The sequence below is a fragment of the Oceanibaculum indicum P24 genome, assembly GCF_000299935.1.
GTDB classification, from domain to species: domain Bacteria; phylum Pseudomonadota; class Alphaproteobacteria; order Oceanibaculales; family Oceanibaculaceae; genus Oceanibaculum; species Oceanibaculum indicum.
The window spans coordinates 214,784-233,108 of the sequence record NZ_AMRL01000002.1 but is presented as its reverse complement, the minus strand read 5'-3'; the positions used below and the strand labels follow the sequence as shown (position 1 = coordinate 233,108).

The following is an 18,325-nucleotide window of genomic DNA, read 5'->3' as shown; positions in this document are numbered from 1 at the left end:
GGACAGGCTCAGTCTTTCGGCTCTTCCAGCCCGTCATCCGCGTCTGGAATCAGCGGGTCTTCCGGGTCGAAGTCTGCCATCGCTGTATCTTCAGAGAAGCTTTCGTGCGTTTCCTCTTCTCCGTCCAGGGGCTGACGCCCGCCCCGGCTGAGCCGCGACAGCACATCGTCGAGCTGCTCCAGCGTGCGGTATTCGATGGACAGCACGCCGCCTTGCCCCGGCTTGAAATCGATGCTAACGGTCAGCCCGAGCAGCGCGGAAAGGTCGCGTTCGAGAGCCAGCGTATCGGTGTCTTTTTCCCGTCCGGACGAACGCCGGCGTTTCCCGGTGCCGGCCGATGCCGCACCGTCATCATTGCCCGATTCGGGCGCCTTGGCGCGCTGAACCAGCTTTTCCGTGTCGCGGACGCTGAGCCCCTTGGCGATGACCTGTCCGAGCAGGCTCTCGCTGTTCGGTACGACCAGCAGCGCGCGGGCATGACCGGCGCTGATCTTGCCCTCTTCCACGGCATCGCGCACGTAATCCGGCAGAGCCAGAAGGCGCAGCATATTGGCGATATGGCTGCGGCTCTTGCCGATGACCTGGGCCAGCGCCTCCTGGGTATGACCGAACTCCTCCATCAGGCGGCGGTAGCCCTCAGCCTCTTCGATGGGGGTCAGATCCTGGCGCTGGATATTCTCGACCAGCGCGACTTCCAGCGCCGCCCGGTCGTCGAACTCGCGGATGACGACAGGCACTTCATGCAATTGCGCCGCCTGGGCCGCACGCCAGCGGCGCTCGCCGGCAATGATCTGGTAGCGCGTGGGGTCTGCCGGATGCCGGCGCACAAGAATGGGCTGTAGCACGCCCTTGTCGCGGATCGAATCGATCAGCGATTCCATATCCTCGGCGGCGAACAGCCGGCGCGGCTGGAATGGGCCGGGCTCCAGATACTCAATCGGCGCTGTCTTGCCCTGGCGCAGCTTGTCGAGTTCGGCGTAATCCTCGCTGTCCTCGCCCAGCAGGGCATCGAGGCCGCGCCCCAGATTCTGTCTCTTTTCGCGTGCCATCAGGCGGCCAGGCTCCGTTCCCGTTTCATCACTTCACTGGCCAGGTGGATATAGGCCTGCGCGCCGGGGCAGCGCATGTCGTAGACAATGACCGGCTTGCCATGAGATGGCGCTTCGGAAATCCGCACATTGCGCGGGATCACGGTGCTGTACACCTTGTCACCGAGATGGCCGCGCACATCTGCCGCCACGGCTTCCGACAGGTTGTTGCGGCGGTCGAACATAGTCAGCACCACGCCCTGAATTTCCAGCCGCGGGTTCAGGTTCTTCTTCACCCGTTTGATGGTGTTCAGCAGGTGGCTCAGCCCTTCCAGCGCATAGAACTCACACTGCAGCGGGACCAGCACCGCATCCGAGGCGACGAGCGCGTTCAGCGTCAGCAAGCCAAGCGACGGCGGGCAATCGACCAGGACATAATCGTAGGAATCGGCAAGGCCCGCCAGCGCATCCTGCATGCGGTATTCGCGGCGCTCGAAATTCACCAGTTCGATCTCGGCCCCGGAGAGATTGACCGAGGATGGCACGATCGACATGCCCGGAATGACCGTCGGCGCCACGGCAGCCCCAATATCCAGCCCGTCGCAGATCACGGCGTAGATATCCTGTTCGCGGGCCGTCCTTGGGATACCGAGGCCGGTTGATGCATTGCCCTGCGGATCGAGATCGATCAGCAATACCGATTTCCCGCACGCGGCAAGTGCCGTCCCCAGATTGATGGTGGTCGTCGTCTTGCCGACGCCGCCCTTCTGATTCACCACGGAAATGATACGCGGCCCTTGCCGCACCATGGCGGCCGGCGCCTCAGACTCGTCAAGCATCTCCAACATGACGTATGCCCTCCAGTTGAAGGATCACCCCGTCCGGCGCCGTGCGGCTGGGATATTTGGTGACCCGCATTTCCCAAAGCGATTCCGCCTCTTTTAGCTCCTCATCGACACCCTTGCCCTTGAGGAAAAGGCACCGGCCCTCCGGCTTCAGGTATGGCCAAGTATAGCCAAGGAGTCCGGCCACATTTGTCAGTGCCCGGGCGGTGATCAGATCGGCCTTCCTGGCCGGAAGCATCTCGATCCGGCCATGAAAGACCTCCAGCTCCGTCTCGGTCACCCGCGCCGCCTCCCGAAGAAAGGCCGCCTTGCGTGCATCCGATTCGACCAGAACCATCCCCCTAACCCCCGCGATTGCCAGGACCAGTCCCGGCAGGCCGGCGCCACTTCCAAAGTCGAGCGCAGAAGCGGTTTCTTTGGGACTATACGGCATTAGCTGAAGGGAATCGAGAATATGGCGACGCCAAACATCTTTTAGCGTACGAGGACCGACCAGGTTGACTGCTTTTTGCCATTTGGCCAGCAACGCCACATAGGCCTCCAGACGCTCCAGTGTTTCACGTGAAACATTCGTGGCCATCTGGACGTCTCCCGGCGTCAAAGGCGCCAATGACGCCTCACCCGGCAAGATCAACCTCGTCTTTCGCGGCCGAAGAGCGGTTCCGCACATGGCGCAACAGAGCTGTCAATGCCGCTGGGGTCACGCCGGGGATACGGGCTGCAGCACCCAGGGTGGCTGGGCGTGAGCGATTCAGCTTGTCGCGGATTTCCGTCGACAGCCCACCAACCGACCCATAATCGAGCCCGTCGGGCAGCAGCAGGGATTCATCGCGGCGATAGGCATCGACATCGGCCTGCTGCCGCTTCAGATAGCCCGCATAGGTCCCGTCAATTTCAAGCTGTTCGGCAATCGGCATTGGAATTGACGAAAGCTCCGGCCAAATCTCCGCCAGGCGTGACAGGCTGATCTCAGGATGGGAGAGAAGTTCTGCCGCCGAACGGATCACGCCGTCCTGATTAATCGCAATGCCCTGCCGGGCCAGCGTCGTCGGCGTTGCCCGCAGACCCTCCAGCAGAGTCCGCGCTTCAGACAAAGCAGCTTTCTTCTCCGAGAAGGCTCGTGCCCGTTCGCCCCCAACGACACCGAGCGCCATCCCCTTTTCGGTCAACCGCTGGTCGGCATTGTCGGCGCGCAACAGCAGGCGATACTCGGCGCGGGAGGTAAACATCCGATAGGGTTCGTCCGCGCCGCGCGTCACCAGGTCGTCGATCATCACGCCGATATAGGCCTCGGCGCGATCCAGCATGAAGGGCTCCGATGCGCCGCCCGCAAGCAAGGCCGCATTAATACCGGCGACCAGCCCCTGCCCCGCCGCCTCTTCATACCCGGTGGTGCCATTGATCTGGCCGGCGAGAAACAAGCCAGGCAGACGCCGCGTCTCCAGGCTTGGTGTCAATTCTCGCGGGTCAATGAAATCATATTCGATGGCATAGCCCGGCTGCAGGATACGCGCCCGCGCAAGACCCGGCATTGTCGCGATCAGCGCCTCCTGCACCTCAACCGGCAGAGAGGTGGAGATGCCGTTGGGATAAACCGTGTCGTCGTCCAGCCCTTCCGGCTCCAGAAAGATCTGATGCCGCTCCTTCTCTGCGAAGCGCACAACCTTGTCCTCGATGGACGGACAATAGCGCGGCCCGGTTCCTTCGATCTGTCCGGAATAAACGGCTGAGCGATGAAGATTGGCGCGGATGATCTCATGGGTTTCCGGCCGCGTCTCCGTGATATGGCAGACGATCTGTGGCGTGGTGATCCTGTCGGTGAGAAAGGAAAATGGCACCGGTGGCTCATCGCCTGGCTGAACTTCAAGTGCTTTCCAATCGATGCTCTTGCCGTCCAGCCGAGGCGGCGTGCCCGTCTTCAGCCGCCCCATGGCAAAGCCGGCGCGTTCCAGCGTCCGCGCCAGGCCGACAGCCGGCGCTTCGCCAACGCGGCCCGCCGGAATTTGCTCCTCGCCGCGATGAATGATCCCGCGCAGGAAAGTGCCCGTCGTGACCACCACAGCAGCAGCCGCGATTTCGTCGCCGCTGGCCAGGATAACACCTGCTACCTTCCCGTCGGCACCAAGGCGCAAATCCTCGACCGCCCCTTCCTGAATCGACAGGCCCGGCTGTTCCGCCAGCAAACTCTGCATTGCCTCCTTGTAGAGGCGGCGATCAGCCTGGGCACGAGGCCCGCGTACCGCGGCACCCTTGCTGCGGTTCAACAGCCGGAACTGGATGCCGGCGCGGTCAATGGCGCGGGCCATCACGCCATCCAGCGCATCGATCTCCCGTACCAGATGGCCCTTGCCCAATCCGCCGATGGCCGGATTGCAAGACATCGCACCGATTGTGTCGCGCCGATGGGTCAGCAGCAGCGTGCGTGCGCCAAGGCGCGCCGAAGCCACCGCCGCTTCGCATCCGGCATGCCCGCCGCCAACAATGATCACATCAAAGCTTTGCATGGCCGGACTTTAGCGAGTCAGGCGCCGATCATAAAGCGGTGTTTCACGTGAAACATGCCAGCAACTATCACCCCGTCATTTCCCGAGGCAGAAATCTCGGAAGATGACGTCCAACAGATCCTCGACATCCACGCGGCCGGTAATCCGCCCGATCTCCCGCACAGCCAACCGCAAATCCTCGGCTGCCAGATCAGGCGACGGTGCCTGAAGAAAGCGCATCAGCGATTCCCGCGCAGACTCCAGGGCCATACGGTGGCGAATCCGCGTCAGCGCCGGTGCCTCTCCGGGAGCCGCCAGGCGCGCTACCTCCTGCTCTAGCCGCGCCAGAAAACCGGCCATCCCCTGCCCTGACTTCACCGAAACAGACAGGGCCTCACCTACCACAGTAGCGCTGGTAGGCCACGACATCATGAGGTCTGACTTGTTTACAACCACAAGAGATGGGTTTTCTTGGCTCGTGAATTCCGCAGTCTGCCGTTCATCGTACACTGCACCATCGAGCAGCAAAATACGGTAGTCCGCTTCCCGTGCCCAACGTCGAGCACGCCGTATTCCCTCTTCTTCTAGCGCATCCGCGGTCTCCCGCAAGCCAGCCGTGTCGGCCAACAAAACCGGATAGCCGCCTAGGTCCAGATGAACCTCGATGACATCGCGCGTGGTTCCCGCGGTGGCAGAAACAATGGCCGCATCACGCCCGGCCAGCCAGTTCAGCAGACTCGATTTCCCGGCATTGGCCGGCCCGATGATCGCCACACGGATACCTTCGCGCAGCCTCTCTCCACGCCTTGAATCCGCAAGGTGCGCATCGATTTCTTCCAGCAGTGCCGTCACCTCGGCCCGTAGATGTGCATTGGTTTCTTCCGGCAGATCCTCATCCGGAAAATCGATGATCGCCTCCGCATGCGCCAGAACCCGCAACAGCCGGGCGCGCCAGCCCTCATAGAGCGCCGACAGGGCCCCGCCCATCTGGCGCAGAGCCTGGCGCCGCTGCGCTTCGGTCTCCGCATCGATCAGATCAGCCAGCCCTTCGACCGAGGTCAGGTCCATCTTGCCCGCCAGAAAGGCGCGGCGCGTGAATTCGCCAGGTTCGGCCAAACGCAAGCCAGGCTGGCGCGACAGGACCTGCATCACGGCGGCGATAACCGCACGGCCGCCATGCAGATGCAGCTCCGCCACATCCTCGCCGGTGAAGCTGGCAGGTGCGGGAAACCAGAGAATCAGCGCCGAATCCAGTACCTGTCCTGTCTCCGGGTCCCGCACGGACCGGAGCACGACCTTCCGGCCCGGCGGCAAGCGTCCGTCCGTTATCTTCTGCAAAACCGCACCGGCAGATGGGCCCGACAGCCGCACGACAGCAACGCCGGAGCGGCCCTGAGGCGTCGCAAGCGCAAAGATGGTCCCTGGAGATGTCATCCCGCTGCCTGAAACGGAGAGTGTCAGCCGGCTTTGTCCGGCCCGTCCTCGGGGCGCAGCAGCAGCCGCTCGACCCGGCCGCCGTCACGCAAATGCACGGTCAGAATTTCATCGATATCGGCCTGGCTCTGATAGGTGTACCAGACGCCTTCCGGGTAAATGACCAGCACAGGGCCAAGCTCACAGCGGTCGAGACAACCAGCCATATTGATGCGGACACCGGGAAGCGCCAGCTCCTTCGCACGGGCCTTCATGTAGGCGCGAAGCGGCTCCGCGCCCCGTTCGGCACAGGAACCGCGCTTGTGTCCATCAGGCCGGCGGTTCGTACAGCAAAACACATGGCTTCGGTAGTACTGCTCGAAGTCCTCTTGATTCATATCGGCAATTCCGGTCGAGATATCGGTCACTCTGTCTTTTCTCCCTTGTTTCCGGCGTCGCCGAACTGGCTCCAGAACATCTTCTGAAGCGCTTCCATCGAGGCCATACCACTGGGCACTCCCTGGAACCAGTTCTTCAGCATGGTGTCCGGATCCATCTGCTTGATGCCACCAAGCAGCCTTTCCTGCAATTCGGCCATCACGGCCTCCTGCATCGGCTGGACATCGGGCAATCCGAAGAAGCGTCGGGCCTCTTCCGGCGTGCAATCGATATTGACCGTGATCTTCATGGACACCTCATATACCGCTTGCGTAACGATTTTCCGGCCCTGACGATCCTGATCGACGTCCAGACCGTCCGCAGACTTGAAGTCAAGCGCAGGATTGCCAACCATTAAGACTGGCACAGCCAAGCCGAAATCAACCCTATACCGGGCACAGCAGGCGGGAAAGGCACAGATGAGCGGCAACCTCCTGGCACAAGAAGCCAGCCCCTATCTCCTGCAGCACAAGGATAATCCCGTTCACTGGATGTCCTGGGGCCGCGAGGCGCTGGACCGCGCCCGAGCCGAGGGCAAGCCGATCCTGTTGTCCGTCGGCTATGCCGCCTGTCACTGGTGCCACGTCATGGCCCATGAGAGCTTCGAGGATGACGAGACAGCTGCGCTGATGAACCGGCTGTTCGTCAATGTGAAGGTGGACCGTGAGGAACGCCCCGACATCGATCACATCTACCAGTCCGCCCTTGCCATTCTGGGCGAACAGGGCGGCTGGCCGCTGACCATGTTCCTGACGCCTGATGGCGATCCGTTCTGGGGCGGCACCTATTTTCCAAAGGAAGCCCGCTACGGTCGGCCTGGCTTCAAGGCGGTGCTGCAGGCCATCGCGGATGCTCATGCCGAGGGTTCCGACAAGGTGTCGCGCAATGCCAGCGCCCTGCGCCAGGCGCTGCGGCAACTGGCCGAGCCAGCGGCGGGTGAGAATATCGAACCGGCCCTGCTGGACCGTATCGCCGAGCGACTGCACCGGGAGATCGATCCGATCCATGGCGGCATCGGCGGCGCGCCGAAATTTCCCCAGCCTGGCATGCTGATGCTGCTGTGGCGGCACTGGCTGCGCAGCGGCAATCAGGACTCTCGCGATTATGTGCTGCTGACGCTCGAACGCATGTGCCAGGGCGGCATCTACGATCATCTGGGCGGCGGTTTTGCCCGCTATTCGACCGATGCGCAGTGGCTGGCGCCGCATTTCGAGAAGATGCTGTACGACAATGCCCAGCTGATCGAGATGCTGACCCATGCGGCGCTGGAAACCGGCCGGCCATTGTTCCGCCAGCGCCTGGAGGAAACGATCGGGTGGGTTCTCCGCGAGATGATCACCGATGAAGGTGGTTTCGCCAGTTCGCTGGATGCCGACAGCGAAGGCGAGGAAGGCAAATTTTATGTCTGGCGCGAGGCTGAGATTGACCAGTTGCTTGCTCACCTGCCGGGCGAGGCCCTGGAGAGCTTCAAGCGCGCCTATGACGTGACGCCGGAGGGCAACTGGGAAGGTGTGACCATCCTGCATCGAAACCGCCGGCCCGATCTCGGGAATGGTGCGGCGGAGAGCCAGCTCGCACAGGTCCGGCAGCTTCTTTTCGAACATCGTGAGCAGCGGGAAAGGCCCGGCTGGGACGACAAGGTGCTGGCCGACTGGAACGGGCTGATGATCCGCGCCCTCGCTCAAGCCAGCTTTGCCTTTGCCCATGCTGACTGGCTCCGCGCAGCCATCCGGGCCTTCGATTATGTTGTCGAGAAGATGACCCTCGATGGAAGGCTGCGGCACAGCCGGCGTGGCGATATCCTACGCCACCCGGCAACGCTGGAGGATTATGCCAACATGGCCTCCGCCGCGCTGGCGCTGTTCCAGATCACCCGTCATCAGCGTTTCCTTGGCCAGGCCATCGCCTGGGTGGATGTGCTGGACCGGCACTATTGGGATCATGAGGGCGGCGGCTATTTCACTACCGCCGACGACACAAATGATGTCGTGCTGCGCGCCAAAAATGCTCAGGACAATGCTGTCCCGGCCGGAAACGGGACCATGCTGCAGGTGTTGACAACGCTTTATCACTTGACCGGTGACGACAGCTACCGCGGCAAGGCCGATCTCCTGATTCCGCGCTTTGCCGGCGAGATCGGACGCAATTTCTTCCCGCTGGCGACCTTCCTCAATGGCTGCGACATCGCCCAACGGCCGCTGCAGATTACTCTCACGGGCGATCCGACAACGCCGACCTATGTTGGCTTGCTGCGCGCCATCGCCGACGTCTCCGCGCCGGGCCTGATCCTGCACCAGCTGGGGCAGAAGGGCGCCCTGCCCTCGAACCACCCGGCCAGCACTGCGCTGGAAGGCACTTTGCAGAGCGCTGCGTACCTGTGCGTCGGCCAGCGCTGTTCCCTGCCCCTGCGGGAGCCAAAGGCGCTCAGCGAGGCCCTGCTGGCCGCCCGGAGCGATGCATGAACGCGCCTCTCGCCCGCCTCACCCTGAACAGTCCCGTTGGTCCCCTGACCCTGACGGCGCAGGATGGCGCAATCTGTGCGGTGCGATTCGCGCAAAGCGGCCCGGATAACAGCGACAATCCTGTCCTGCAGGAAGCAGCCAAACAGATATTCAGCTATTTCGCACGAGAGCTGAAGCAATTCGATCTCCCGCTCAACCTGCGTGGATCGGATCACAATCTTGCCGTCTGGCAGGAAATGCTGACCATCCCCTATGGCGAGACACTGACCTATGGCGATATCGCGCAGCGCATTGGCTCCAATCCCCGCGCCGTCGGCACTGCCTGTGGTGCCAATCCCATTCCGCTGATCGTTCCTTGCCACCGGGTGATCGGCAAGGACGGCACTCTGGTGGGTTTCAGCGGCGGCGATGGCAAGAAAACCAAGGCCCGACTGCTGGATCATGAAGCGCCAACGCTCCCGCTTCTGGCTGGATTGTAGGAGCGGCTTGAATCTTTGCCTCAAGCCGCCATGATCTCCCCATCTGTGCACACTCGGAGGAACAAATGCCCGAGATAAATATCAAGGCCGCCGATGGCGGCTCTTTCATGGCCTATGTCGCCAAGCCCAAGGCGACCCCTGCCCCGGTCATCGTGGTGATCCAGGAGATTTTCGGCGTCAATGAGGTGATGCGGGATATCTGCAATGACCTTGCCAGCGATGGCTTCATCACAATCTGCCCGGACCTGTTCTGGCGCCAGGAACCCGGCATCCAGATAACCGACCAGAGCGAAGCCGAATGGGCACGCGCCTTCGAGCTGTTCAACGGCTTCGATGTCGAGAAAGGCGTCTCCGATCTGGTGGAGACCATCAAGGCCGCCCGCAGCATCGATGGCAGCAACGGCAAGGTCGGTACGATGGGCTTCTGCCTCGGCGGCAAGATGGCCTATCTGATGGCCACCCGCTCCGATGCCGACTGCAATGTCAGCTATTACGGCGTCGGCATTCAGGATCTGCTGGGCGAATCCGCAAAGATCAAGAACCCCCTGCTGATGCACATTGCTGCCCTCGACAAGTTCGTGCCGAAAGAGGCGCAGGAGAAGATCCTGGCCGGCCTGAAGGATCATCCTCAGGTCGAGGCCCATGCCTATCCGGGGGTCGATCACGCCTTCGCCCGCATCGGTGGCGAGCATTACAACAAGGAAGCTGCCACGCTGGCGCATCAGCGCACAGCTGCCTTCCTGAAAAACAACCTGTCCTGAGGAAATAACCCATGGTCCAAGCGATCCGTATTCAACAGCCCGGTGGTCCGGAAGCGATGCAATGGCAGGAAGTTGACCTGCCTGCTCCCGGCCCCGGCCAGGCCCGTGTCCGCCACACCGCGGTCGGCCTCAACTATATCGACACCTATCACCGCAGTGGCCTCTACGCCCTGCCTCTGCCCTCAGGCATTGGCATGGAAGGTGCCGGCATCGTCGAGGCTGTCGGGCCTGACGTGAAGGATCTGGTGGAAGGCGACCGCGTTGCCTATGCCGCCGGCCCTCCCGGCAGCTATTCCGAAGCCCGCATCATCGCCGCTGACCGTCTGGTCAAGATCCCCGAGGGCATCAGCGATCAGCAGGCCGCAGCCATGATGCTGAAGGGCCTGACCACCCAGTATCTCATTCGCCGCACCTACAAGGTGAAGCAAGGCGACACGATCCTGATGCATGCCGCCGCCGGCGGTGTCGGCCTCATCCTCTGCCAGTGGGCCGCTGCACTGGGGGCCACCGTCATCGGTACGGTCGGCGACGAGAAGAAAGCCGAGCTGGCAAAAGCTCATGGCTGTCACCACACCATCCTGTACAAGCAGGAGGATTTTGTCGAACGGGTGAAGGAGATCACCGGTGGCAAGGGCGTGCCGGTGGTCTATGACGGTGTCGGCAAGGACACTTTCATGAAGTCGCTGGACTGCCTGTCCCCGCTGGGCCTGATGGTGGCCTTCGGCCAGTCCTCGGGCAATGTGCCGCCGCTTGAGCTGGGCGTGCTCTCCGCGAAGGGATCGCTGTTCCTTACCCGGCCGACAATGATGACCTATACCGCCAAGCGGGAAGATCTGCTGGCCATGTCGGCGGAACTGTTCGACATCGTGAAATCCGGCAAGGTGAAGATCGACATCAACCAGACCTACCCGATGAAGGATGTCGTGAAGGCGCATCAGGACCTGGAAGCCCGCAAGACCACTGGCTCGACGGTCTTCCTGCCGTAACCGGGCCCCTAGCCTGGTACGACTCTGTTTCACGTGAAACAGCCGATACAGAAAGGGCGGGAGAATTCTCCCGCCCTTTTTTCATACCCGGCCCTACCGATGCCCGATCAGGTGTTCATCGAATCGAAGAAGTCCGAGTTGGTCTTGGAGTATTTCAGCTTGTCGAGCAAGAACTCCATCGCATCGACGGTGCCCATGGGCATCAGCACGCGGCGCAGCACCCACATCTTGGACAGCGTGCCCTTATCGACCAGCAGCTCTTCCTTACGGGTGCCAGACTTGGTGATGTCGATGGCCGGGAAGCTGCGCTTGTCAGCCAGCTTGCGATCCAGGATCAGTTCTGAATTGCCCGTACCCTTGAACTCTTCGAAGATCACTTCGTCCATGCGGCTCCCGGTATCGACCAGCGCGGTGGCGATGATGGTCAGCGAGCCGCCTTCCTCGATGTTACGCGCAGCACCGAAGAAGCGCTTCGGGCGCTGCAGCGCATTGGCATCGACACCGCCGGTCAACACCTTGCCGGAGGACGGCACGACGGTGTTGTAGGCACGAGCCAGGCGGGTTATCGAATCCAGCAGGATGACAACGTCGCGCTTGTGCTCGACAAGGCGCTTGGCCTTTTCCAGCACCATCTCGGTGACCTGGACATGGCGGCTGGCCGGTTCGTCGAAGGTCGAGCTGATGACCTCGCCCTTAACCGAGCGGTCCATGTCCGTCACTTCTTCCGGCCGCTCGTCGATCAGCAGGACGATCAGATAGACTTCCGGATGATTGGCGGCAATCGCATGGGCGATGTTCTGCAGCATCACCGTCTTACCGGTGCGCGGCGGCGCCACCACCAACGCGCGCTGCCCCTTGCCCATCGGCGAAATCAAATCGATGACGCGCGTCGTCGGGTCCTTGGCCGTCGGATCGTCGATCTCGAACTTCAGCTTCTCGTCCGGATAGAGCGGCGTCAGATTGTCGAAATTGATGCGATGACGCACAGCCTCCGGGGGCTCGAAATTGATCTCGTTGACCTTCAGCAGCGCGAAATAACGTTCGCCATCCTTCGGCGCCCGAATCTGACCTGACACCGTATCGCCGGTCCGCAGGCCGAAACGGCGCACCTGGCTGGGCGAGACATAAATGTCATCCGGGCCCGGCAGATAGTTCGATTCCGGCGAGCGCAGGAATCCAAACCCGTCCTGCAGGGTCTCCAGCACACCTTCCCCGAAGATCGGAATGTCCTTTTCCGCCAGTCTTTTCAGAATGGCGAACATCATATCCTGCTTGCGCAGGGTGCTGGCGTTCTCCACCTCCAGTTCCTCGGCAAAGGCCAGCAGCTCGGAAGGCGATTTGGATTTGAGTTCCTGCAAATGCATGGATGTTTCTTAATTTTCAGGTGGTGGGGAAACCAGAAGCGCGTTCCAACGAACGGTCCTTGTGGAAGGACGATCGGCATGAAAGCCGGTGGAAGCGGGCGGTTTTTTTTGGGAATGATATTGATGGCGAGCGAACGCCATATTTTTCAGACAAATAGTGCGTCCTAAGCAGCAAGTCAATCCGCCATCGCACCACGCCTCTGACGTTTCTTTCGTTTTGCCCCGGATCAGAAGGGTTTCACAATAACCATGATGACGATCACGATCATCAGCACCGTCGGTACTTCATTGGCAAATCGATAGAATTTCGCCGAGCGCTGATTGCGGTCGGCTTCGAAGTCACGCCGCCAGCGCGAGAGGAACATGTGATAGGCGCCCATCAGGATGACCATCGTCAGCTTCACATGCCACCAGCCCTCTGACCAGACGGAGGGGCCGAGCAGGACCAGCATCCAGATGCCGAAGATGAAGGTGGCAAACATCGCCGGATTGATGATCGCCCGCAGCAGCCGGCGTTCCATTACCTTGAAGGTCTCGGACTGCGGTGAGCCGACCGGTGCCGCCACATGATAGATATAAAGCCGCGGCAGGTAGAACATGCCCGCCATCCAGGCGATCACGCTGATCACATGCAGCGCCTTGATCCAAGAATAGAGATCGCCCATCCCTAACCCTCTCGACTCACGAAATCCTGTACTGACCGATCCTCAGGCAACCTGCCGACAGGCGCATTTTCCAAACTGCGCCGGGCAGATTCGCGTTCCCTCACCGCAATCCACCCCCACCGGCCGGAGAACCGCCTCGCGCACCAGCTTGGCCAGCGCGTCGATGAACAACGGATGGTCACCAGGCGTCGGCACCCTGGCGAAGGCCGGCACGCCCGATTCCTCTGCCAGCTCCCGATATTCCATTTCGATTTCTACAAGAGTTTCAGAGTGTTCTGAAACAAAAGCAATAGGACAAACGATAACGCCAACACCGTCATTGCCTGCCCTCTGGATCTCCGCATCGGTTGAGGGACCGATCCATTCCAGCGGGCCGACACGGCTCTGATAACAGACGATCCAGTCCAGATCCGGGATATTCAGCGCCTTCACGACCTCCTCGGCGCTGCGTTCTACCTGCCACTGATAGGGATCGCCCTTGTCCACGACCTTCTTTGGCAGGCCATGGGCAGAAAACAGCACCCGCCTGGGCCCATTCATGCCGTCATAGGCCTTGCGCACCAGTTCGGCGACGGAGCGGATATAGCCGGAAGACCTTGCATAACAGCCGATAACATGCGTCGGGACAGAAAGACCTGCCTTCTCCGCTTCTTTATTCCATAAACGTAATGAAGACGCTGTCGTGGTCGTCGAATATTGCGGATAAAGCGGCAGCAGGACGATGCGGTCCGGCGCGAAAGCCTTCACCGCCTGGACCGTCTCGGCCGTCATCGGATGCCAGTAGCGCATGGCGATGAAGCTCTTCACTTCGCCGATGTCCGAAAGAGCAGCATCGAGGGCACTGGCCTGGGCCTGCGTATTGGGCAGCAGCGGCGAACCGCCGCCCAGATGATCGTATATCTCGCGGGCAATCGGCGCGCGCTTGCGCGAGATCAGCTTGGCAACCAGAAACCGGAATGGATTCGGCAGGGAAATGATCGCCGGATCGTTGAACAGGTTGAACAGGAAGGGCTCAACCGATTCCGGCCGGTCCGGGCCGCCAAGATTGAAGAGGATAATGGCTGTCTTTGTCATGGCGAAGAAGTGGTACTCCTGTCCGCACTTTCCAGCCCGATCCTAGCCATCTGCGCGCAAACGCCGCGCCAGCCGCTCGACATTCTCCGGCGGTGTCGTCTGAGTCACGCCATGGCCGAGATTGAAGATGTGCGCGCCGCCCGAAAATCCCTCGAGGATACGGTCCGCCTCGCGGTCGAGGGCTTCGCCGCCGGCAACCAGCAGGATCGGGTCGAGATTGCCCTGCACCGGCAGTTTCGGCTGCAGCGTCCTGGCCGCCCAGCTGATCTCCATGGACGTATCCAGCGAGACCGCATCCACACCGGTCTCCATCGCATAATCATGGCACAGCGTGCCTGCCCCGCGTGGAAAACCGATGATCGGGATATCGGGATGACTCCCCTTCAGCGCGGCAATAATCTTTCGGGTCGGCTCGATGCACCAGCGCCGGAAGGCCGGCTCCGGCAGCACGCCAGCCCAGCTGTCGAACAGCTGAAGCACCTCGGCACCGGCCTCGGCCTGGCGCTTCAGATAGGCGATGGTGGCCTCGACCAGCAGATCGATGAGCTGTGCGAAACCTTCTGGATCGCCATAGGCCCAGCGTTTTACGGCAACGAATTCCTTGCTGCCGCCGCCTTCGGCCATATAGGTCGCGACCGTCCAGGGCGATCCGGCGAAGCCAATCAGCGTGGTTTCCTTGGGCAGGGCCTCGGCGAGGCGGGAAACTGTCTCATAGACCGGGGCCACGCGTTCGTGAAAACCATCTAAGGACAGGCGCTTAAGCTCACTGGCGTTGCGGATGGGGTCGAGAACAGGGCCTTCGCCTTCCTTGAAAGCAACCTGCTGCGCCAGCCCGTGGGGAACGACGAGGATGTCGGAGAACAGGATGGCGGCATCCATGCCATAGCGGCGGATGGGTTGCAGCGTCACCTCGCAGGCAAGCTTTGGCGAATAGCAGAGATCGAGGAAGCCGCCCGCCTGACTGCGCACTTCCCGATATTCCGGCAGGTAACGCCCGGCCTGACGCATGAGCCAGAAGGGGGGCTTATCAAGCCGCTCTCCGCTCAGGGCACGTAGCATCCGTTTTGCGGGTTTGGCAGCCATTTTCGTCTCCTGAAGGCGGGGCCGATAGCGCTAAGGCCTGTATTCCCTTACCTAAACTAGACTCTAAAATATAGTGGTAGCGGTAGTGTATGGGGGCGAGGATCGGGGATTATTCGGATCGCCGGCTTTCTCCACAGGCTTGGTCACATTGCCTTATGCCGTCGGCGCCACTGTGGATTTCATCGGCTGTAAGCGGCATTCTCCAAGCCATGCTGGCCATTCGACCGGGCTTCGCTGAAAAGCTGAATCATGGGGATGAAATTGGAATCTCGCTTGGATAGGACCTTTTTCCCGCATTCCCCCGGATATTTGTCCCGGGCAGGACAAATGACCGTGGGGAAAACCCGGTACCGGGATCGTCCTGGCCGCGGGGGGGATAAGTCGGCCTTTATCCCCCGGATTCACGATTATTCACAGGCTGATCCGGGGCTCGCGGCATGATGGCCACTGAGGGGCCGGTCCATCTGCATCTCGTCTCGGACTCTACGGGCGAGACAATCCATCAGGTGGCCCGCGCTTGCCTTGTCCAGTTCGAGGGGGTCAAGGCCATCGAGCACACCTGGTTCCTGGTCCGCACGGCGGCCCATGTGGACAAGGTCATTGCCGGCATCGAAGCGCATCCCGGCCCGGTCCTCGTGACACTGGTGGACCCGCATCTCTACAGCAAGCTGGAAGCGGCTGGCCGCGCCTTGAAGGTGCCGGTGATCTCGGTCCTCGATCCAGTTCTGGGCGCGCTGCATCATTATCTGGGGAAAAAGGCACGTGGCCGCCCCGGCCGGCAGCATGAAATGGATGCGGCCTATTTCAGCCGCATCGAGGCGATGCAGTTCACCCTGATGCATGATGATGGGCAGCATCTGCACGATATCGACCATGCCGATATCGTGCTTGTCGGTGTGTCCCGCACCTCCAAGACGCCGACCTGTCTCTATATCGCCAATCGCGGCTTCAAGGTCGCCAACGTGCCGCTGGTGCCGGGCATCAGCCTGCCGCGCGAGCTGACCACGGCCACGCACCCGCTGATCGTCGGGCTGACCAATGATCCGAACCGGTTGGTGCAGATCAGGCGCAACCGGCTGCTGATGCTCAATCAGGGCTCCGAGAGCGATTATATCAATCTCGACGAAGTTCGCCGCGAGGTCACGGAAGCCCGCCGCCTGTTCGAACGCCAGGGCTGGCCGGTCATCGATGTGACCCGGCGCTCCATCGAAGAAACCGCGACCGAAATTCTGCAGATTTATCAGGACCGTAAAGACAGTGACATCGACCGGGACTAAGAGCGGGACGACCCTCCTGGCAGGGGACGCCGCCAGCGACACCACACTGATCCTGGCCTCCGGCAGCACCATCCGCGCGCAGCTTCTGCGCGGCGCCGGGCTGGATTTCATCGTCGAGACGGCGCCGGTCGATGAGGCGGAAATCCGTATTGCCCTGCAGGCCGAGGGTGCCAGCGCCGGCGATACCGCTGTCGCCCTGGCTGAGGCGAAGGCCCTGCGGGTGTCCCGCAAGCGCCCCGGTGCGCTGGTCATCGGCTGCGACCAGATGCTCGATTGCAACAATGTCTGGTTCGAAAAGCCCGGCGACCGCGATCATGCCCGCGCCCATCTGCAGGCCTTGCGGGGCCGCGCCCACACGCTGTCCAGCGGCATCGTCGTCGCCCGGGACGGGCAGCGCATCTGGCATGAGCTGTCGACCGCGCGCCTGACGATGCGGCCCCTGAGCGAGGAATTCATCGAAGCCTATCTCGATGCGGCCGGCGATGCCGTGCAGAGTTCGGTTGGCGCCTATCAGCTAGAAGGACTTGGTGCACAGCTGTTCAGCCGTATCGAGGGCGATTATTTTACCATCCTGGGTCTGCCCCTGCTGCCTTTGCTGGATTTCCTGCGCCAGCACGGCCTCCTGAAACGCTGATGATCATCCTCGGCCTCACCGGCTCGATTGGCATGGGCAAGACCAGTGCCGCCCGGTCATTGCGCCGGCTCGGAGTACCCGTTCACGATGCCGATGCCACCGTGCATCGCTTGTTGGGAGCCGGCGGCAAGGCGGTTCCGGCGATCCAGCGGCTTTTTCCCCGGGCGGTCGAGAATGGGGCCGTCAATCGGCGCACCCTCGGCGGGATCGTGTTCGCCGATCCGGCCGCCTTGCGCCAGCTGGAAGCCGTCCTGCATCCGATGGTCCGCGAAGCGGAGCGCACCTTTCTGAAGCGGATGCGCCGCCGCCGCCAGCCGCTCGTGGTTCTGGATATCCCTCTGCTGTACGAGACCGGGGGCGCCGCCCGGATGGATGCGGTTGTCGTGGTTTCCGCCCCCGCCTTGCTGCAAGCGCGGCGTGTCCTCGCCCGTCCGGGCATGACGCCGGAAAAGTTCGCGCAGATCCTGCGGCAGCAAACGCCGGATGCCGAGAAGCGCCGGCGCGCGGATTTCGTCGTCACCACCGGCCTCGGCCACGATAGAAGCTTGCGGCAGCTGAAACGCATCGTCAGACTCATCCGGGAGAACCCGGACCTTTACCGCCGCCGACGGAGACAGCATGCGTGAGATCGCGCTCGACACGGAGACCACGGGCCTTGACCCCAAGGCGGGCCATCGCATCGTCGAAATCGCCTGTGTCGAGCTGGATAATTTCCTGCCGACGGGCCGTACCTATCAGCAATATATCAATCCCGAACGGGACATGCCGGAAGAGGCGTTCAAGGTTCACGGCCTGTCTGCCGACTTCCTTGCCGGCTATCCGGTATTTTCCGCAATCGCACAGGACTTCCTGGATTTTATCGGCGATGCCCGGCTGGTGATCCACAATGCCGAGTTCGATATGCGGTTCCTGAATGCGGAACTGACGCAACTCGGCCATCCCGCCCTGCCGAAGGACCGCGCGGTCGATACGCTGGCCATCGCCCGCCGGAAATTCCCGGGCGCACAGAGCAGCCTCGATGCGCTATGCCGGCGTTTTGGCATCGATAACAGCCATCGCGACCTGCATGGCGCGCTGGTCGATGCCGACCTGCTGGCCGCGGTCTATCTGGAACTCATCGGCGGCCGGGAGCCGGGCCTTCTGCTGGCCGGGACGGGCGAGGAAAAGCAGGTGGCCGACACAGTCCTGGTCGTGCCGCCCGGTGCCGAGCAGAAGCGCCCGGTGCGCGCGCATGCCCCCAGCCCGGCGGAGTTGGAGGCGCATGCACGCATGCTGGAGAAGCTGAAGAACCCGATCTGGCTGAAAGAGGGCTGAAATCAGGGCTCTTCTAGCG

General features: G+C 61.8%; 19 protein-coding genes. 8 read left to right on the top strand and 11 right to left on the bottom strand.

What is annotated here, in order from left to right; translation table 11 throughout:
* Positions 1 to 8: 8 nt before the first annotated feature.
* The 7 genes from P24_RS03075 to P24_RS03045 all read right to left on the bottom strand — a co-directional run bounded on the left by P24_RS03075 (position 9) and on the right by P24_RS03045 (position 6,457).
* Positions 9 to 1,049, bottom strand: a complete 1,041-nt coding sequence (locus P24_RS03075; RefSeq protein WP_008943233.1) for a ParB/RepB/Spo0J family partition protein — start codon at positions 1,047 to 1,049, stop codon at positions 9 to 11.
* Positions 1,049 to 1,876 carry a ParA family protein gene (locus tag P24_RS03070; RefSeq protein WP_008943232.1) on the bottom strand — a complete coding sequence of 276 codons (828 nt, stop codon included), beginning with the start codon at positions 1,874 to 1,876 and terminating at the stop codon, positions 1,049 to 1,051. Before P24_RS03070 ends, P24_RS03075 begins: the two co-directional genes overlap by 1 nt.
* Positions 1,860 to 2,474, bottom strand: coding sequence for a 16S rRNA (guanine(527)-N(7))-methyltransferase RsmG (rsmG, locus tag P24_RS03065; RefSeq protein ID WP_408962314.1), 615 nt, complete (start codon positions 2,472 to 2,474; stop codon positions 1,860 to 1,862). Before rsmG ends, P24_RS03070 begins: the two co-directional genes overlap by 17 nt.
* A 16-nt stretch (positions 2,475 to 2,490) precedes the next feature.
* Entirely contained in the window at positions 2,491 to 4,377 is a 1,887-nt protein-coding gene (mnmG, locus tag P24_RS03060) for a tRNA uridine-5-carboxymethylaminomethyl(34) synthesis enzyme MnmG (protein WP_008943230.1), read from the bottom strand.
* 75 nt (positions 4,378 to 4,452) lie between these two features.
* Positions 4,453 to 5,790, bottom strand: a complete 1,338-nt coding sequence (gene mnmE / locus P24_RS03055; RefSeq protein WP_008943229.1) for a tRNA uridine-5-carboxymethylaminomethyl(34) synthesis GTPase MnmE — start codon at positions 5,788 to 5,790, stop codon at positions 4,453 to 4,455.
* A 23-nt stretch (positions 5,791 to 5,813) separates the two neighbouring features.
* Positions 5,814 to 6,167 carry a (2Fe-2S) ferredoxin domain-containing protein gene (locus P24_RS03050; RefSeq protein WP_040706405.1) on the bottom strand — a complete coding sequence of 118 codons (354 nt, stop codon included), beginning with the start codon at positions 6,165 to 6,167 and terminating at the stop codon, positions 5,814 to 5,816.
* Positions 6,168 to 6,193: 26 nt separating this feature from the next.
* Entirely contained in the window at positions 6,194 to 6,457 is a 264-nt protein-coding gene (locus P24_RS03045) for a DUF6489 family protein (RefSeq protein ID WP_040706404.1), read from the bottom strand.
* A gap of 169 nt (positions 6,458 to 6,626) precedes the next feature.
* Here P24_RS03045 and P24_RS03040 point away from each other — a divergent pair, with 169 nt between their 5' ends.
* From P24_RS03040 to P24_RS03025, 4 genes are all read left to right on the top strand, one after another.
* On the top strand, positions 6,627 to 8,669 hold the full coding sequence (locus tag P24_RS03040) for a thioredoxin domain-containing protein (RefSeq protein ID WP_008943226.1): 2,043 nt from the start codon (positions 6,627 to 6,629) through the stop codon (positions 8,667 to 8,669).
* Positions 8,666 to 9,148: a methylated-DNA--[protein]-cysteine S-methyltransferase gene (locus tag P24_RS03035; protein WP_008943225.1), complete on the top strand. Its 483-nt coding sequence runs from the start codon at positions 8,666 to 8,668 to the stop codon at positions 9,146 to 9,148. Before P24_RS03040 ends, P24_RS03035 begins: the two co-directional genes overlap by 4 nt.
* A gap of 65 nt (positions 9,149 to 9,213) precedes the next feature.
* Positions 9,214 to 9,909 (top strand): dienelactone hydrolase family protein, encoded by a 696-nt coding sequence (locus tag P24_RS03030; RefSeq protein WP_008943224.1) that lies wholly within the window; start codon positions 9,214 to 9,216, stop codon positions 9,907 to 9,909.
* 11 nt (positions 9,910 to 9,920) lie between these two features.
* On the top strand, positions 9,921 to 10,895 hold the full coding sequence (locus P24_RS03025; protein WP_008943223.1) for a quinone oxidoreductase family protein: 975 nt from the start codon (positions 9,921 to 9,923) through the stop codon (positions 10,893 to 10,895).
* A 107-nt stretch (positions 10,896 to 11,002) separates the two neighbouring features.
* Here P24_RS03025 and rho read toward each other — a convergent pair whose 3' ends face one another.
* From rho to hemE, 4 genes are all read right to left on the bottom strand, one after another.
* Positions 11,003 to 12,259, bottom strand: a complete 1,257-nt coding sequence (gene rho, locus P24_RS03020) for a transcription termination factor Rho (protein ID WP_008943222.1) — start codon at positions 12,257 to 12,259, stop codon at positions 11,003 to 11,005.
* A 227-nt stretch (positions 12,260 to 12,486) separates the two neighbouring features.
* Positions 12,487 to 12,924, bottom strand: a complete 438-nt coding sequence (gene hemJ / locus P24_RS03015) for a protoporphyrinogen oxidase HemJ (protein ID WP_008943221.1) — start codon at positions 12,922 to 12,924, stop codon at positions 12,487 to 12,489.
* 42 nt (positions 12,925 to 12,966) lie between these two features.
* Positions 12,967 to 13,998 carry a ferrochelatase gene (hemH, locus tag P24_RS03010; RefSeq protein ID WP_008943220.1) on the bottom strand — a complete coding sequence of 344 codons (1,032 nt, stop codon included), beginning with the start codon at positions 13,996 to 13,998 and terminating at the stop codon, positions 12,967 to 12,969.
* Positions 13,999 to 14,040: 42 nt separating this feature from the next.
* Positions 14,041 to 15,081, bottom strand: coding sequence for a uroporphyrinogen decarboxylase (gene hemE, locus P24_RS03005; protein ID WP_040706292.1), 1,041 nt, complete (start codon positions 15,079 to 15,081; stop codon positions 14,041 to 14,043).
* 437 nt (positions 15,082 to 15,518) lie between these two features.
* On the opposite strand from hemE, the gene P24_RS03000 reads away from it, so the two are divergent.
* The 4 genes from P24_RS03000 to dnaQ are packed head-to-tail and all read left to right on the top strand — an operon-like array spanning position 15,519 to position 18,306.
* A complete protein-coding gene (locus tag P24_RS03000) occupies positions 15,519 to 16,358 on the top strand; it encodes a pyruvate, water dikinase regulatory protein (RefSeq protein ID WP_008943218.1) in 840 nt (279 codons plus the stop codon).
* Positions 16,339 to 16,992: a Maf family protein gene (locus P24_RS02995; RefSeq protein ID WP_008943217.1), complete on the top strand. Its 654-nt coding sequence runs from the start codon at positions 16,339 to 16,341 to the stop codon at positions 16,990 to 16,992. Before P24_RS03000 ends, P24_RS02995 begins: the two co-directional genes overlap by 20 nt.
* Positions 16,992 to 17,618 (top strand): dephospho-CoA kinase, encoded by a 627-nt coding sequence (gene coaE / locus P24_RS02990; protein ID WP_008943216.1) that lies wholly within the window; start codon positions 16,992 to 16,994, stop codon positions 17,616 to 17,618. Before P24_RS02995 ends, coaE begins: the two co-directional genes overlap by 1 nt.
* Positions 17,611 to 18,306, top strand: coding sequence for a DNA polymerase III subunit epsilon (dnaQ, locus tag P24_RS02985; RefSeq protein WP_008943215.1), 696 nt, complete (start codon positions 17,611 to 17,613; stop codon positions 18,304 to 18,306). Before coaE ends, dnaQ begins: the two co-directional genes overlap by 8 nt.
* Positions 18,307 to 18,325: the final 19 nt, after the last annotated feature.